At 72.2% G+C, this 16,153-nt stretch carries 14 protein-coding genes; 5 read left to right on the plus strand and 9 right to left on the minus strand.

What is annotated here, in order from left to right; all coding sequences use genetic code 11:
• Positions 1 to 76: 76 nt before the first annotated feature.
• The 3 genes from ACZ45T_RS33130 to mshD all read right to left on the minus strand — a co-directional run bounded on the left by ACZ45T_RS33130 (position 77) and on the right by mshD (position 4,549).
• On the minus strand, positions 77 to 1,045 hold the full coding sequence (locus ACZ45T_RS33130) for a CHAD domain-containing protein (RefSeq protein WP_468447838.1): 969 nt from the start codon (positions 1,043 to 1,045) through the stop codon (positions 77 to 79).
• Positions 1,026 to 3,359 (minus strand): RNA degradosome polyphosphate kinase, encoded by a 2,334-nt coding sequence (locus ACZ45T_RS33135; RefSeq protein WP_468447839.1) that lies wholly within the window; start codon positions 3,357 to 3,359, stop codon positions 1,026 to 1,028. The genes ACZ45T_RS33130 and ACZ45T_RS33135 overlap by 20 nt, the downstream gene beginning before the upstream one ends.
• A 263-nt stretch (positions 3,360 to 3,622) precedes the next feature.
• The gene (gene mshD / locus ACZ45T_RS33140) at positions 3,623 to 4,549 is read right to left on the minus strand and encodes a mycothiol synthase (protein ID WP_468447840.1); all 927 of its coding nucleotides are present in this window, start codon (positions 4,547 to 4,549) and stop codon (positions 3,623 to 3,625) included.
• A 164-nt stretch (positions 4,550 to 4,713) separates the two neighbouring features.
• Here mshD and ACZ45T_RS33145 point away from each other — a divergent pair, with 164 nt between their 5' ends.
• Entirely contained in the window at positions 4,714 to 6,528 is a 1,815-nt protein-coding gene (locus ACZ45T_RS33145) for a bifunctional metallophosphatase/5'-nucleotidase (protein WP_468447841.1), read from the plus strand.
• Between the two features lie 59 nt (positions 6,529 to 6,587).
• Here ACZ45T_RS33145 and ACZ45T_RS33150 read toward each other — a convergent pair whose 3' ends face one another.
• Positions 6,588 to 7,370: an alpha/beta fold hydrolase gene (locus ACZ45T_RS33150; RefSeq protein WP_468447842.1), complete on the minus strand. Its 783-nt coding sequence runs from the start codon at positions 7,368 to 7,370 to the stop codon at positions 6,588 to 6,590.
• A 122-nt stretch (positions 7,371 to 7,492) separates the two neighbouring features.
• Here ACZ45T_RS33150 and ACZ45T_RS33155 point away from each other — a divergent pair, with 122 nt between their 5' ends.
• On the plus strand, positions 7,493 to 8,062 hold the full coding sequence (locus ACZ45T_RS33155; RefSeq protein ID WP_468447843.1) for a TetR/AcrR family transcriptional regulator: 570 nt from the start codon (positions 7,493 to 7,495) through the stop codon (positions 8,060 to 8,062).
• 378 nt (positions 8,063 to 8,440) lie between these two features.
• Entirely contained in the window at positions 8,441 to 9,307 is an 867-nt protein-coding gene (locus tag ACZ45T_RS33160; protein WP_468447875.1) for a phosphatidylinositol-specific phospholipase C, read from the plus strand.
• Here the strand turns inward: ACZ45T_RS33160 and ACZ45T_RS33165 are convergent.
• The 3 genes from ACZ45T_RS33165 to ACZ45T_RS33175 form a co-directional block, all read right to left on the minus strand.
• A complete protein-coding gene (locus ACZ45T_RS33165; protein WP_468447876.1) occupies positions 9,281 to 10,720 on the minus strand; it encodes a HAMP domain-containing sensor histidine kinase in 1,440 nt (479 codons plus the stop codon). The two genes, ACZ45T_RS33160 and ACZ45T_RS33165, sit on opposite strands and share 27 nt — an antisense overlap.
• 5 nt (positions 10,721 to 10,725) lie before the next feature.
• Positions 10,726 to 11,457 (minus strand): response regulator transcription factor, encoded by a 732-nt coding sequence (locus ACZ45T_RS33170; protein ID WP_468447877.1) that lies wholly within the window; start codon positions 11,455 to 11,457, stop codon positions 10,726 to 10,728.
• A gap of 81 nt (positions 11,458 to 11,538) precedes the next feature.
• On the minus strand, positions 11,539 to 12,759 hold the full coding sequence (locus ACZ45T_RS33175) for a S1C family serine protease (protein WP_468447844.1): 1,221 nt from the start codon (positions 12,757 to 12,759) through the stop codon (positions 11,539 to 11,541).
• Positions 12,760 to 12,888: 129 nt separating this feature from the next.
• Between ACZ45T_RS33175 and ACZ45T_RS33180 the strand changes: the two genes are divergently transcribed.
• The gene (locus ACZ45T_RS33180) at positions 12,889 to 13,320 is read left to right on the plus strand and encodes a hypothetical protein (protein WP_468447845.1); all 432 of its coding nucleotides are present in this window, start codon (positions 12,889 to 12,891) and stop codon (positions 13,318 to 13,320) included.
• Positions 13,321 to 13,365: 45 nt separating this feature from the next.
• Here the strand turns inward: ACZ45T_RS33180 and ACZ45T_RS33185 are convergent, their stop codons facing one another.
• Together ACZ45T_RS33185 and ACZ45T_RS33190 are read right to left on the minus strand one after the other, a co-directional pair.
• Positions 13,366 to 14,388 (minus strand): LacI family DNA-binding transcriptional regulator, encoded by a 1,023-nt coding sequence (locus ACZ45T_RS33185; protein ID WP_468447846.1) that lies wholly within the window; start codon positions 14,386 to 14,388, stop codon positions 13,366 to 13,368.
• Between the two features lie 24 nt (positions 14,389 to 14,412).
• Positions 14,413 to 15,228, minus strand: a complete 816-nt coding sequence (locus tag ACZ45T_RS33190; RefSeq protein WP_468447847.1) for a response regulator transcription factor — start codon at positions 15,226 to 15,228, stop codon at positions 14,413 to 14,415.
• Positions 15,229 to 15,632: 404 nt separating this feature from the next.
• Between ACZ45T_RS33190 and ACZ45T_RS33195 the strand changes: the two genes are divergently transcribed.
• Positions 15,633 to 15,887, plus strand: a complete 255-nt coding sequence (locus ACZ45T_RS33195) for a MoaD/ThiS family protein (protein ID WP_069921255.1) — start codon at positions 15,633 to 15,635, stop codon at positions 15,885 to 15,887.
• Positions 15,888 to 16,153: the final 266 nt, after the last annotated feature.

The raw sequence follows: 16,153 nt of genomic DNA on the forward strand, positions 1-16,153 counted from the left end.
GACGGTGAACCGTGGCGGACGACCCGGTGCGCTGCGACCGGTACGCCCACAGGCGTCATCATCCGTTATCCGGCCGTTACCGCGGTGTGACCGCGGGCTCGGGAAGCCAGATCTCCTGGAAGGCGCAGCGGGCCGCCTCGACCTCGTGGCGCTGGTCGGCGTGCAGGACGCCCAGGGCGTACGCCGTCGCCGGGGCGATGCGCGGGGTGCGGGCCGCCGTCGCCGAGGCCGCGGCCGCCTCGGCCGCGTCGCGGTGGCGGTCCAGGGCCCCGCCCGCGGCCGCCGGGCGGGTCACGTCCTCGCCGAGCGCCTCCTGGGCGTAGCGGTGGACCCGCAGGAGGCGGCGCACCTCGTGCCAGAGCCCGTCGTGGTCCGCGTTGTACGGGCTCGGCGCCGCCGCGCTGCCGCCGGTCGGCGGCAGCGCCGAGACCGCCGCCGACAGTCGGGTTTCGGCCACCGCTGCCAGCGGGACCAGGACCTCCGACACCCGCCCCCGGGCCGCGACCGCGTCCAGCGGGACCTCGGACGCCAGCACCGCCACCGCGTCCGCCACCGCGTGGAATCGGGCGGAGCCGAGCGCCTGGAGCGTGGCCGAGTGGGCGCGCGTACGGGCCAGGGTCAGCTGCCGCTCCAGCAGGGCGCCGGCCCGCGCCGAGCCCACCGTCAGCGCGCCGGCCGTGCCGCGCGGCGCCGGGAGCTCCGGGGACCCCGCCAGCCGGTGCAGCGCGTCCATCAGCCGGGCCAGCCGGGCGGCGTACGCGTGCTCGTCGGCCAGCGTCGAGGACAGCCACACCAGCTCGGTGCGCAGCCCGTCGGCCCAGGAGGACTCGGTCACCACCCGGAAGGTGGCCAGGGATCCGCTGATGCGGCGCGCAGCCCCCCGCAGGCTGCGCGCCGCGTCGCTGCCTTCGGCGGCGTCGGCCCCGCTCTCCTCGTGCAGGCGCAGGCCGCGCAGGAAAGCGGTGGCCTGGGAACGCAGGTACGCGCCGAGCACGTCACCTGCGTCCGCCGTCGCCGTAATCGGGTCATGGTTTGGCTGAGCCACGCCGGCGCCTCCGGGCGTCTATGAGCATCTCCTGTACGTGCCGCAGCGGCTGGCCTTCCGCGTCCGTGCTGTGCCGGGTCCACTCGCCGTCCGGGCCCAGGTGCCAGGAGGACGTGAGGTCGGACATTCCGGTTTCCAGCATCCGGTCCAGTGCCGCGCGGTGGGCCGGGTCGGCGACCCTGACCAGTGCCTCGATACGGCGGTCGAGGTTGCGGTGCATCATGTCGGCGCTGCCGATCCACACCTCGGGCTCGCCGCCGTTGCCGAAGGCGAAGACCCGGGAGTGTTCGAGGAAGCGGCCGAGGATCGAGCGGACCCGGATGTTCTCCGAGAACCCGGGGACCCCGGGGCGCACGGCGCAGATGCCGCGCACCCAGATGTCGACGGGCACGCCCGCCTGGGCGGCCCGGTAGAGCGAGTCGATGAGGGCCTCGTCGACGATCGAGTTCATCTTCAGGCGCACGTACGCGGGGCGGCCGGCCCGGTGGTGGTCGGCCTCCTTGTCGATGCGCGCGATCAGCCCGTCGCGCAGCGAGCGGGGCGCCACGATCAGCCGGCGGTAGGTCTCGCGGCGGGAGTAGCCGGAGAGCCGGTTGAAGAGGTCGGAGAGGTCCGCGCCGACCTGCGGGTCCGCGGTGAGCAGGCCGAGGTCCTCGTAGAGCCTGGCCGTCTTGGGGTGGTAGTTGCCGGTGCCCACGTGCGCGTAGCGGCGCAGTTGGTCGCCCTCCTGGCGGACGACGAGGGAGAGCTTGCAGTGGGTCTTGAGGCCGACGAGCCCGTACACGACGTGGCAGCCGGACTCCTCCAGCTTGCGCGCCCACTTGATGTTGGCCTGCTCGTCGAAGCGGGCCTTGATCTCGACGAGTACGAGGACCTGCTTGCCGGACTCGGCGGCGTCGATCAGGGCGTCCACGATCGGGGAGTCGCCGGAGGTGCGGTAGAGCGTCTGCTTGATGGCGAGGACGTCCGGGTCGGCCGCGGCCTGTTCCAGGAACCGCTGCACCGACGTGGAGAAGGAGTCGTACGGGTGGTGCAGCAGCACGTCCCGCTCGCGCAGGGCGGCGAAGATGTCGGGCGCGTGCGCGGACTCGACCTCGGCGAGGTCCCGGTGGGTGCCGGCGACGAACTTCGGGTACTTCAGCTCGGGCCGGTCCAGGGACGCGATGCCGAAGAGCGCCGTCAGGTCGAGCGGCCCGGGCAGCGGGTACACCTCGGAGGCGTTGACGTTCAGCTCCTGCACGAGGAGGTCCAGTACGCCCGGGTCGATGGACTCCTCGACCTCCAGGCGCACGGGCGGGCCGAAGCGGCGCCGCATGAGCTCCTTCTCCAGGGCCTGGAGGAGGTTCTCGGCGTCGTCCTCCTCCACCTCCAGGTCCTCGTTGCGGGTCACGCGGAACATGTGGTGCGCGAGCACCTCCATGCCGGGGAACAGCTCCTCCAGGTGCGCGGCGATGACGTCCTCCAGAGGGACGTAGCGCTGCGGGGAGGCCTCCAGGAAGCGGGAGAGGATCGGCGGGACCTTGACCCGGGCGAAGTGGCGGTGGCCGCTGGCCGGGTTGCGTACGACGACGGCCAGGTTGAGCGAGAGGCCGGAGATGTACGGGAAGGGGTGCGCGGGGTCCACGGCCAGCGGGGTCAGCACCGGGAAGATCTGGTTCCGGAACAGCGTGAAGAGGCGGGCCTGCTCCTTCTCGGTGAGGTCGGGCCAGCGGATCAGGTGGACGCCCTCCTCGGCGAGGGCCGGGGCGATGTCCTGCTGGAAGCAGGCGGCGTGCCGGGCCATGAGCTCGCGCGAGCGGGTCCAGATGAGGTCCAGCACCTCGCGGGGCTGGAGGCCGGAGGCCGAACGGGTGGCGACACCGGTCGCGATACGCCGTTTGAGGCCGGCCACGCGGACCATGAAGAACTCGTCGAGGTTGCTCGCGAAGATCGCCAGGAAGTTGGCGCGCTCCAGGAGCGGGGTCGTCGGGTCCTCGGCCAGCTCCAGCACCCGCTCGTTGAAGGCCAGCCAGCTGCGTTCCCGGTCGAGGAAGCGTCCCGGGGGGAGCTCGCCGCCGTCCTTGTCGTCGTACACGTCCAGGTCGGCGTCGAGGTCGGGCTCGAGGTCGACGTGGGGGCGGTGGGCGGCGATGGAGCCTATGCGGGGCGTCTGGGCGGCCGCCTGGCCGTTTGCCTCGGCCTCGGCCTTGGCCTGTGCCTTTGCCTGGGCCTTCGCCTCGGCCTTTGTCTGGGCCGATGCCTGGGCGGCGGCGGACGTGTGAGACGGGTGCTGGGCGGGGACCTCGGTGGGGCCTGCGCTGGGCTGGTGGCTCATGACTCCATTCTTCCGCGCACGCGGGAGGACAGGCGCGTCGGAAGTGTCGGCCGTCAGTCGGAGTCGGGGCTGCATTCAGCGACAGTCGCAAGGCCGTCTGAATGCCCGGTTAATGGCGTGTGGCTTCCCGGCTCTGCCTGGGGCACGAGTCGTGGGGGCAGCGCGGCGCCGTGGCCGGGGGCGCTGCCCCCGGACCCCCGCGCCTCAAACGCCGGCGGGGCTGGATTTGCCCGGCGGGGCTGAATCGTGCCCGGCCGGAACGGTCAGCTTTCCGTGCGGTACATCAGGTCCACCTCGTGGGTGGTGAAGCCGAGGCCCTCGTATACGGAGAGGGCCGCCGGGTTGTCGGCGTCCACGTAGAGCATGGCCGTCGGGAGGCCCTGGGCCGCCAGGTGGCGCAGGCCGATCGCGGTGAGGGCCTTGCCGAGGCCGCCGCCCTGGGCGCCCGGGCGGACGCCGAGGACGTAGACCTCGCCCAGCTGCTCCGCCGCGTGGACCTTCGTCCAGTGGTAGCCGATGAGCTCCCCGCCGCGCTCCGCGAGGAAGAAGCCCTTGGCGTCGAACCAGGGCTGCGCGATCCGGTCGTTGAGGTCCCGCTGGGTCAGCGAGCCCTGCTCGGGGTGGTGGGCGAAGGCGGCCGCGTTCGCCGCGAGCCAGGCCTCGTCGTCGGTGCCGGGCACGAAGGTCCGTACGGTCACGCCGGCCGGGAGCACCGGTTCCGGCAGCGGGTCGCCCTCGGCCAGCGGCCGGCGGAGCTGGCGCAGCTCGCGGAAGAGGGTCAGGCCGAGTACCTGCGCCAGGTGCCGGGCGGCCGATTTGCCGCCGTGGGCCCAGACCCGCAGCCGCTTGCCGGAGGCGGCCAGCAGGGCCATCCCCATCGCCCGCCCGTGCCCGCGTCCCCGCAGGGCCGGGTGTACGACGAGCTCGGCGGCCGGTGCCTCCACCGGGTCGGTGTCCTCCAGTTGCCCGTACGCGGCGAGCCGGCCGCCCTCGGTGAGCAGGAAGTGCCGGATCCCCTCGCGCGGCCCGCCGCGCAGCTGGAGCCGGCCCTGCTCGGACACGGCGGTGGTGCCGTCCGTACGGGCCGCGTCCTCGATCAGGTCGATGACGGCGTCGGCCTGTTCTTCCGTCAGCTCGTCGAGGGTCTGAATCTGCCGTCCTGGCTCCAGGGCCGCTGCTGCGTCAGTCATGGCATGAGCCTACGACTGTGAGGGGTGTCGGGAGGAGTCCGGCCGTGGCGGATGTCTCCTGTCCTTAACCAGCTCGATACCGGTTACCCCTGTCGTGCTACGCGCGTTGACAATAGGCTTCCCCGGACCTCCCAAGCAGTATCGCTGTCCACAAAGGGGACTAAATGTCAGCGACGCCACAACGGCACCGCCGAACCCGCCGGTTGACCTTCGCCGCCCTCGCCGTCACGGCCGGGGCCGGGGCGATGGTCGCCGCCGCACTGCCGGCCGGAGCCGCGAGTGGTGGCGGTGCGGCCAAGGGCCGGACCGTCGATGTACAGATGCTGTCGTTCAACGACTTCCACGGCACGCTGGAGCCCCCGCAGGGCTCTTCCGGCAGCGTGAGCGAACGTCAGGCCGACGGCACCACCAAAGCCATACCCGCGGGCGGGGTCGAGTACCTCGCGACCAGCCTGCGCGAGGCCCGCAAGGGCCACGAGTACTCCGTCACCGCCGCCGCCGGTGACATGATCGGCGGCAGCCCGATGCTGTCCGGCATCTTCCACGACGAGCCGACCGTCGAGGCGCTGAACAAGCTCAAGCTGGACGTGTCCAGCGTCGGCAACCACGAGTTCGACGAGGGCAAGACCGAGCTGCGCCGCATGGTGTACGGCGGCTGCCACCCGGTCGAGGGCTGCTTCGAGTACGGAAAGGAGTTCACGGGCACCGAGTTCAAGTACCTCGCCGCGAACGTCACCGACGAGAAGACCAAGCGTCCGCTGATGTCGCCCACCTTCATCTGGAAGAAGGGCGACGTGAAGATCGGCTTCATCGGCGTCACCCTGGAGGGCACTCCGGACGTCGTGACCGCCGAGGGCGTCAAGGGCCTGAAGTTCGGCGACGAGGTCGAGACGATCAACAAGTACGCCGCCGAGCTGAACAAGCAGGGCGTGAAGTCGATCGTCGCGCTGATCCACGAGGGCGGTCTGCCCGCGAGCGGCGCGTACAACTACGACTGCGACGTCCCGGGCGCCGGCGCCGGCATCTCGGGCGCGATCGTGGACATCGCCAAGAACGTGGACCCGAAGGTCGACGCGCTGGTGACCGGCCACACGCACCAGGCGTACTCGTGCAACATCCCCGACCCGGCGGGCAACCCGCGTACGGTCACCTCGGCCGCCTCCTACGGCCGCCTGTTCACGGACACCACCCTCACCTACGACCGGCAGTCCAAGGACATCGTCCGTACGCCGGCCGCCTCGCCCAAGCCGGTCAACAAGGTCGTCACCCGGGACCAGCCCAAGGCCCCGGACATGACCGAGCTGGTCGACCGCTGGAAGGCCCTCGCGGCCCCGATCGCGAACCGCCCGCAGGGCTTCATCGCGGCCGACATCCCGGGCCGCGGCTCGGAGGCGCCCGAGAAGCCGCTCGGTGACCTGATCGCCGACGCGCAGCTGGAGGCGCTGGCGCCGGCCGACAAGGGCGGCGCGCAGCTGGCCATCATGAACCCGGGCGGCATCCGTGCCGACCTGGCCTACAAGGCCGCGGGTGACGAGGGCGACGGTGTGGTGACGTACGGCGAGTCCTACACGGTCCAGCCGTTCAACAACATGATGAACATCGTGGACCTGACCGGCGCGCAGCTGATCACCGCGCTGCAGCAGCAGGTCTCCGGCCCGGTCAACGGGGTGAGCCCGAAGATCCTTCAGGTGTCGAAGGGCTTCACGTACACCCTGGACATGACGAAGACCGGTGCGGACCGCATCGTCGTGGACTCGGTGAAGCTGAACGGCGCGGCGATCGACCCCGCCAAGACCTACCGGGTCGCGATGAACGAGTTCCTCGCGGGCGGCGGTGACGGCTTCACCGTCCTGAAGGAGCACAAGAACAAGCTGGTGGGCGCGTCCGACCTGGACTGCTTCAACGCCTACCTGATGAAGTCGACGGCGGCGGCCCCGATCGCCCCGCCGGCGGCGGACCGCATCACCGTCGTCAAGTAGTACGCCAGTACCCCTGTGAGGGGCGGGGGGGCGGTCGGCCCGCCGCCCCTTCGGCGTTCTCAGAGCGTGGCGAGGAACTTCGCGACGGCCCCGTAGAAGCCCTCGGGGTCCTGGAACGGCACGAAGTGGTCGCCGTCCAGGGGCGCGTACGAGGTCCCCGGGCGCCGGGAGACCATGGCGTCGGCCACCTCCTGCGTGAGCGCCTCGCTGCGGATGCCGTGGACGAGCAGCGCCGGGCAGTCGCTCGCGAGCCAGGTGTCCCAGTGGTCGCCGCGGCAGCCTTCGATCGAGTCGAGCTGGTCCTGCGGGTGGAACGGCAGGCGCCAGCCCGTCCCGTCGGGGAGCGGGCGCAGCGCCTGCGCGACGAACCGGGCGCCCACCGGTCCGGCCGCGGCCAGCAGTTCCTCGGTGGTGGGCGCGGTGTAGCGCAGGCCGCGCAGGAAGGCGAACCAGTCGGACTCCGCGGGGTGGATCTGCACGGTGGCGTCCACGTCGATGAGCGCGGCGACCCGGTGGGGGTGGGCGGCGGCCAGGTGGTAGGCGTTGAGCCCGCCGAGGCTGTAGCCGAGGACGACCACGGGGGCCTCGATGCCGAGGTGGTCGAGCAGGGCGACGGCGTCGGCGACGTATCCCTCGCGGCTGTAGTCGGGGGCCCGGTCGGAGTCGCCGTGGCCGCGCTGGTCGGGGGCGATGACCCGCCAGTCCTCGCCGAGGGCCTCGGCGAGTCCGGTGAAGGCGGCCCCTTCGGACATGCCTCCGTGCAGGGCGAGCAGCGGGCGGCCCGCGCCCCCGAAGTCCCGGTAGGACAGGGTGCGGTCGTCGATCTTCAGCTCGTGGCGCATGGAGGTTCCTCCCGTAAGTCCCGTGGATCTTCCGATGGCTGAAGCCTGCCAGGATTTGGGCAGGTGCGCAATACGATCGTGTAGGGCGCTTGCCCAAAATCCTGCGCGGATACGATCCCGGCATGGGAAATCGCGAGGACCTGCTGGCCGGAGCGCGCCGCTGCCTGGAGGAGAAGGGCTATCTGCGCACGACGGTGCGCGACATCGCCACCGCCGCGCAGGTAAGCATGGCCGCCATCGGCTACCACTTCGGGTCCCGCGAGGCGCTGCTCAACCAGGCGCTCTTCGCCGCCATGGACGAGTGGGCCGCGGGCTCCGGGCGGCTCACCGGGCAGGGGGACACCGCCGAGGCGCGGTACGCCGACACCTGGGACCGCAAGATCCGGGACTTCGGCGACATGCGCTGGCTGTGGCTCGCCAACGTCGAGGCCTTCGTGCACGCCCAGTCCTCGCCCGAGCTCCTCGCGACCCTGGCCGAGGGCCAGCGCAGGTCCCGGCGCATGGTGGCCGCGCAACTGCGCGGGGTGCCCGAGGACGCGGTCGCCGAGGAGGACGTACGAGCCCTCGGGTCGCTGCACATCGCGCTGCTGACCGGGGTGATGGTGCAGTCCCTGACCGACCCGGAGCAGGCGCCGAGCGGGCGGGAACTCGCCGAAGGGCTGCGCCGCATGGCGGATTTGCTGGAGGCTTAGGCCGGTTCCGCGGGGGGCCGGTGCCCTCCCGGGCCGGGTTGGGCTTGCCGGGCTCTGCCCGGACCCGCGCCTCAAACGCCGGCGGGGCTGGATTTTGGCTGGGGCCGTCCGTCGGCGCGCGCGGGGGGGCCGGCCCAGCCGGGGCCGGGCGCGCGCCGGGGCGTCTCCTCGGGCGCCGAACGTGGCGAGGGGTCGGGGAGTGCGGCGGTGTTGTGTTCGGCGCCCTGCGGGGACGCCCCGGCACACACCCGACCCCGTCGCAACCAGCCGGCCGCGCGGGCGGCGGTGCTACCCATGGGTAGTGGAATTGACGTGGGCACGCCATAATTCGGCCACCACTGGGTCGGCAAAGGGGCGGGCATGGGCATGGGCGTGGGAATGGACCGGCGGGCGTTTCTGGTCGGAGCAATGGCTACGGGCGTTGCGGTCGGACTCGGCGCATCACCCGCCGCGGCCACGGCACTCGGCACGCAGGACTGGATGGCGGGCCTGTCCGATTCCACCGCGCTGCAGCGGATGACCATCCCCGGCACGCACGACTCCGGCGCCCGCCAGGGCGGGCTCTACGTCGCCTGCCAGAACACCTCGATCGCCGAACAGCTCGACTCGGGCATCCGCTTCCTCGACGTCCGCTGCCGGGTGACGGGCGGCTCCTTCGCCATCCACCACGGGTCCTTCTACCAGAACCTGATGTTCGGGGACGTCCTCGTCGCCTGCTGGAACTTCCTGGCCGCGCACCCCTCCGAGACCGTCCTGATGCGGCTCAAGCAGGAGTACTCGACGGACAGCGACGCCACCTTCCGCGCCGTCTTCGACGACTACCTCGACAACCGCGGCTGGCGCCCGCTGTTCCGGATCTCCGACACCCTGCCCTCGCTCGGGCAGGCCCGCGGGAAGGTGGTCCTGCTCGCCGACAACGGCGGTCTGCCGGGCCTGCGCTACGGCGACGGCAACGTCTTCGACATCCAGGACGACTACAACGCCGAGCCCTTCGCCAAGCGCGGCAAGATCGAGAACCACTTCCGCAAGGCCGTCCAGCAGCCCGGCAAGCTCTTCGTGAACTACACCAGCACCTCGGCGTACATGCCGCCCCGCTGGAACTCCGACCGGCTCAACCCGCAGGTGCACGCCTTTGTCGACGGCGGGGAGCTGGCCGGCCGGACCGGGCTGGGGATCGTCCCGATGGACTTCCCGAACACCCGCTCCGGCCTGGTCGCCTCACTGCTGCGGCACAACCCCGTCTGACGGCAGCTCCGGCGGCGGGGCCGGCGCCCCCGGGATGCGGAGCACCGCCTCCGTGCCCGGGCCGCCGTCGGCCGCCGCCCGCAGCTCGGCGCTGCCGCCCGCGCGGGCCGCCGTACGGGCCACGATCGACAGGCCCAGGCCGCTGCCGGGCAGGGCGCGGGCCGACGGGGAGCGCCAGAACCGCTCGAAGACGTGCGGCAGGTCGTCGGCCGGGATGCCGGGGCCGTGGTCCCGTACGGTCAGCTCGCCCGCCCGGAGCGTCACCGCGACCGCGCCGCCCGGCGGGCTGAACTTCACCGCGTTGTCCAGGACGTTGACCACGGCCCGCTCCAGGGCCGCCGCCTCGCCCCGTACGTACCAGGGCGACAGGTCGGAGCTGAAGGACAGCTCGGGACCGCGCAGCCGGGCCCGGGACAGCGCAGCCCCGGCGATCTCGTGCAGGGCCACCACCTGGAGCGGGCTGCCGCCCCCGGCGTCCGGCCGGGACAGCTCCTGGAGGTCCCCGATGAGCGCGGCGAGCTCCGTCATCTGCGCCTTGACCGAGGCCAGCAGCTCCCGCCGGTCGTCGGGCGGGATGGCCCGGCCGGTCTCCTCGCTGCGCGCCAGCAGCTCGATGTTGGTGCGCAGCGAGGTGAGCGGGGTGCGCAGCTCGTGCCCGGCGTCCGCGATCAGCTGGGCCTGGCGCTCCTGGGAGGAGGCGAGGGCCGCCGTCATCGAGTTGAAGGACCGCGAAAGGCGGGCGATCTCGTCGTCGCCCTCGTCGGGGATGCGGACGGTGAGGTCCTCGGTACGGGCGATGTGCTCGACGGCGTCGGTGAGTTCGTCGACGGGCTGAAGTCCCGCACGGGCCACCCACAGGCCGGCCGCGCCCGCGCCGACGACTCCGATCCCCGAGACGAGGAGCAGCACCCAGGCCAGGGTGGACAGGGGCTTGTCGATGTCCGCGAGCGGTTTGGCCACGGTCAGCGCGGCGGGCTGCCGGTCCACCAGGGCGGGCTGGGTGTAGACGCGGACCGGGGTGCCGTCGGAGGTGGTCGAGTCGTAGAGGACGGCCCCGCGCCGGCGCTGGGCGACCTCCAAGTCGATCTTGGTGACCTCCAGCGTGTTCTTGCCGTCGACCCAGCAGTGCCTGCCGTCCGCCAGCACGATCTGCACCTGCGCGCTGAGGTTGTTCGCGGGCCGGTCCGGCAGGGCGCCGCCGCTGATGCAGCCGATCGTCCCGTACACCTGGTTGGCCTGGCCCTCCGCGTTGGTGGCGCGCAGCGTACGGTCCAGCTGGTCGCGCAGCTGGGTGCGCACCATCACCCAGGACACGGCGGCGACGGCGGCCACGGCCAGCGCCACCGCCACCGTGACCAGCAGCGCCAGGCGGGAGCGCAACGGCAGCGCGCGGAATCTGGCCGCCGGGCCCATTCGGCTCACTCGGGCCCGCTCTCGCCGGCGCGCAGGACGTAGCCCACCCCGCGCACGGTGTGGACCACGCGCGGCTCGCCGCCCGCCTCGGTCTTGCGGCGCAGGTACATCACGTACACGTCCAGGGAGTTGGAGCTGGGCTCGAAGTCGAAGCCCCAGACGGTCTTGAGGATCTGCTCGCGGGTCAGGACCTGGCGCGGGTGCGCGAGGAACATCTCCAGCAGCGTGAACTCGGTACGGGTCAGCTCCACCGGGCGCCCGGCCCGGGTGACCTCGCGCGTCGCGAGGTCCATGCGCAGGTCGCCGAAGGTCAGGGCGTCCTCGTGGCCGCCCTCGCCGCCGGTCTGCGGGGCGGCGTAGGAGCTGCGGCGCAGCAGGGCGCGGACCCGGGCGAAGAGCTCGTCGAGCTCGAACGGCTTGACGAGGTAGTCGTCGGCGCCCGCGTCGAGGCCGGTGACGCGGTCGCCGACGGTGTCGCGGGCGGTGAGCATCAGGACGGGCGTGACGCTGCCGGCGGCGCGCAGCCGGCGGGCGGCCGTCAGCCCGTCCATCCGGGGCATCTGGATGTCCAGGACGATCAGGTCGGGGGAGTACGAGGCCGCCTTGTCGAGGGCGTCGAGCCCGTCGACGGCGGTCTGCACGGCGTACCCCTCGAAGGCGAGGCTGCGGCGCAGGGCCTCGCGGACGGCCGGCTCGTCGTCGACGACGAGGATCCGCGCTTCGCCTTCGGCGCCCATGCCGGTGGTTGCAGACATGGTTGGTCCCCCTGGGTGGTGGTCTTCGGTGCGGGCGGGCGTCTCCCAGCCTCGCACGACGGGCTAATAGGAAGTGCCGTAGCCGTTGGTGGTGAAGCTGCCGGTGTCGGAGCCGGCGGAGCCCGTGCCGCCGGGGCCGCCCTTGCGGAGGGAGGGCAGGTCGGCCTTGATCGTGTTGACCGGGATGGCGAAGCCGAGGCCGACGCTGCCGGCGCTGGAGCTGTCCTTGGAGGGGGAGTAGATCGCGGAGGGCATGCCCACGATCTCGCCGTTCATGTTGAAGAGGGCGCCGCCGGAGTTGCCGGGGTTGAGGGAGGCGTCCGTCTGGATGGCCTTGTACGAGGTGGTGTTCGAGCCGGGGTTGCCGTTGAACTGCCGGCCCTCGAAGGAGAACGGCCAGCCGCCGCCGTCCTGCTGCTGGCGCTGCGGGGACTGCTGCTCCGACTTCGGCACGTTCACCTCGCGGTTCAGCGCGGAGACGATGCCGCTGGTGACCGTGCCGGTGAGGCGGTCGGGGGAGCCGATGGCGACGACCTGGTCGCCGACCTTGACCTTGTCGGAGTCGCCGAGCTTGGCGGGCGTGAGCCCGCTCGCGCCCTGGAGCTTGATCAGGGCGAGGTCCTTGTCGGGGTCGGTGCCGACGATCTTGGCCTTGTACTTCTTGCCGTCGCTCATCGTCACCTCGATCTCGGAGGCGCCGTTCACGACGTGGTTGTTGGTGACGATCTCGCCGTCGGCGGTGACGACGATGCCGGAGCCGGTGCCCTGGCCGGATGCGGTGGCGGTGTCGATGCGGACGACCGAGGGGCCGGCCTGCTCGGCGACGCCGGAGACGGTGCCGATGTTGGACTGCGAGACGTTGGTGCCGTTGAAGGCGCCGCCGACCGTGCCGTTCTGGTGGCCCATCAGCTGCTGGACGGCGGCCGCGGTGCCGCCGCCGATCACGGCCGCGGCGAGCGCGACGGCCGCCAGCAGCGCGACGGGCTTCTTGGCGCGGCGAGCGGGGGCGGCGGCATGGGCGGGGCCGCCCTGGCCGTTCGAGCCGCCGTCCCGACCGCCCGCGCCGTCGGCGGCCGGGACCGTCTCGCCCTGGATCACCGGCGGCTGGTGGGCCTCGTGCCAGCCGGGCGCGGCGGGCGGGTGCGCGGGCGGCGGCGGGTACGAGGCGTCCGCGGCGTCCTGGGCCAGCCGGTCACGTCCCCGCTGCCAGTCCTCGCCGAAGGGCGCGGGCTGGGCCGGGCGGTTCTGGGGGTACTCGCCTTCGCGGCGGAAGCTCTCGGTCATGGCTCCGACTCTGGGTGCCGATCATGAGAGCTTCCTGAGTCTGGCCTGAGAAGCCCGACAGAACCGCGTATGCCCGATATAAGGCCGCTTCCGTCGACCCCCTCCCTCCGCTATCTTGAACGTGTTCAGATGAACGTGTTCAAATCTGGGGCGGGTAGGGGCGAGGGCATGGGCGGGGACGTACGTCAGAGGGTGGCCGACGGGCCGTGGGCATGGGCCGTGGCCGCCGCCCTGGCGGCCGCCACGATGGCGCTCGTCGGGTTCGGGGCGGGCGGCCCCGTGGCGCTGTGCCTTCTCCTCGGTCTGGCGGCCCTGGTCGCCACACCGCTCCTGCTGCGCCGCCGGCCGAAGGCCTTCGTCGTGGTCTGCATCGTCATGGGGGCGGTGATGCTGCCCCTGGGCCTGCTCTTCGCCCTGTTCGGCGTGCTGCTGTTCCTCCCGCCGGGCCCGCTGCTGATCGTCGCGGCCTACGCCGACGGCCGTAACCGGCCGGACGACCGGTGGGTGATCCTGGCCGTCGCGACGTCGGTGGCCGCGACGCTGGCCTTCATGGCGCTGTGACGGGACTTCCCCCCGTACCGCCCGACAAGATCCGAAAGAGAAGGCCTAGCGGCAGCCGCAGGACCGGCGGATCACCAGGGCCGACGGGAACTGCTTGAGCCGTTCGCGGCGGGAGCCGGCCACGCGCAGGGAGTCGTCCAGGACGAGGTCCACCGCCGCGCGGGCCATCGCCGGGCGGTCCGAGGCGATGGTGGTCAGGGGCGGGTCCGTGAGGGCCGCCTCCTTGACGTCGTCGAAGCCGGCCACGGCCAGTTCCCCGGGCACGTCGATACGCAGCTCCCGCGCGGCGCGCAGGACGCCGATGGCCTGGTCGTCCGTGGCGCAGAAGATCGCCGTCGGGCGGTCGGGCCGGGCCAGGACCTCCAGAGCGACCTTGTACGCGTCGTAGCGGTTGTACGGGGCCTCGATGAGCCGGCCCTCGGTCGAGCGGCCGGACTCCTGCATGGCCCGGCGCCAGCCCTCGACGTGGTCGGCCACCGGGTCGCCGACCGACGGGGTGTTCTCGACCCCGCCGATGCAGGCGACGTACTCGTGACCGTGTTCGAGCAGGTGCCGGGTCGCGAGCTGGGCGCCGCCGATGTCGTCCGTGATGACGGCGACGTCGTCGATGGCCTCCGGGCGCTCGTGCAGCAGTACGACCCGTGCGTCCCAGGCCTCGATCTCCGTGGCGGCGCGCTCGCTCATGCCCTGGCTGACCAGGATCAGACCCGAGACGCGCATGCCGAGGAAGGCCCGCAGGTAGTGGACCTCGCGCTCGTCGCGGTAGTCGGAGTTGCCGACCAGCACCATCTTCCCGCGCTCGGCGGCGGCCTGTTCGACCGCGTGCGCCATCTCCGCGAAGAACGGCTGCCGGGCATCCGGGACGATCATGCCTATGAGGTCGGTTCGCCGTGAGGCCATCGCCTGGGCGACCCGGTCCGGGCGGTAGCCCAGCTCCTTGATAGCGGCGAGGACACGCTCGCGCGTGGCCGGGGCAACCGGCCGGGGTCCGTTGTTGATGACATAGCTCACGACGGCGGTAGAGGTACCCGCAAGTCGCGCCACATCATCCCGCGTCACCTTGGCCACACGCGGGAGTCTACGCGGGGTGACCTACCTCTGGGCAGGGCGTACGGGGGAGTGGATGCTCACAGGGTCTTCGGCCGACCGGGTGACGACCGCGGCGGCCTGCGCGGCTGCCTGGGCCGCGGCCTGCCGGTCCGCCTGGGCCGCGGCCTCCGCCGCCGCCCGCTCGACCTTCTCCGGGGTCACGAAGCGGTAGCCGACGTTACGGACCGTGCCGATCAGCGACTCGTGCTCGGGGCCGAGCTTGGCGCGCAGCCGCCGTACGTGCACGTCGACCGTCCGGGTGCCGCCGAAGTAGTCGTAGCCCCAGACCTCCTGGAGCAGCTGGGCGCGGGTGAAGACCCGGCCCGGGTGCTGCGCGAGGTACTTGAGCAGCTCGAACTCCTTGAAGGTGAGGTCCAGCACCCGCCCCTTGAGCTTGGCGGAGTACGTCGCCTCGTCCACCGAAAGATCGCCGTTGCGGATCTCCATCGGGGAGTCGTCCGAGCCGAGCTGCTGGCGGCCGGTGGCCAGCCGCAGCCGCGCCTCGACCTCGGCGGGACCGGCGGTGTCCAGGAGGACGTCGTCGATCCCCCAGTCGGCGGTGACGGCCGCGAGGCCGCCCTCGGTGACGACCAGGATCAGCGGGCAGCCGGGCCCGGTGGAGCGCAGGAGCTGGCACAGCGACCGCACCTGCGGCAGGTCGCGGCGGCCGTCGACGAGGATCACGTCGGCGCCCGGGGTGTCCACGAGGGCAGGGCCCTCGGCCGGGGCCACCCGGACGTTGTGCAGCAGCAGGCCGAGTGCGGGCAGCACCTCGGTCGAGGGCTGCAGCGCGTTGGTGAGCAACAGGAGAGAGCTCACGACCGACCACCTGCCCGGGTCGGACGGTGGTGCACGGTTCGCTGGTCCATCACGTCGGTTCCTCCTCGGTCCCGTCGAGGACGTGCGTGGTACTGCTTCGTACGGTGTCGCCGGCGCCCTGTGCGGTCCCCGCGCCCTGGGGTCCGCATGGATACCACTGTTCTCGGTTCGTTCAACGTGCTGAAAGCACAAAAGGACCCGGGGGCAACGTTGCCCGGATCCTCTCGCCAGCAGAATAGCCCACCCGCCCTTTCCCGGCCGAGGCCTCTACGGCTTCCACTTCTGTGGTTCGTGCCACGCCCGCGGCACGCGCATGCCCGCTTTCACCGGATTGCACGCCGGGACGGGCGGTGGGAGGGGCCATCATGGAGGCCGACGGTAGAGAGCCGACGATAGGAGCTGCAGTGGCAACCGGAACCATCCGCTACTGGGCGGCGGCCAAGGCCGCGGCCAAGACGGCGGAGGAGCCGTACTCGGCGCGCACCCTGGCCGAGGCGCTCGACGCCGTGCGGGAACGCCACCCCGGGGAGCTGACCCGGGTCCTGCTGCGCTGCTCCTTCCTGGTGAATGACGAGCCTGTGGGCAAGCGCCCGCATGATTCCGTCCTGCTGACCGAGGGGGGCACCGTCGAGGTGCTCCCGCCGTTCGCGGGCGGGTGAGCGGGAGCCGATGAGCACGCCTGAGGAACAGCAGCAGTACGCGCAGCAACAGCAGCAGGATCCGTACGGGACCCAGACCTGGCAGTCCGACACCTGGGACACCACCCATCAGCCGGTGCACCCGCCGCTGGGCGCGGTGCCGGGGCAGCCGGTGGCGCCCGAGGGCTGGTTCCGCGACGAGCCTCCGGCTCCGGTCAGCGGTGCGGGTGCGGGTGCGGGTGCGCCTGCGGCTCCGGCCGGCGGTCCGGGTGTGCCTTGGCCGGGCG

This window comes from Streptomyces sp. NPDC030995 (genome assembly GCF_055571215.1).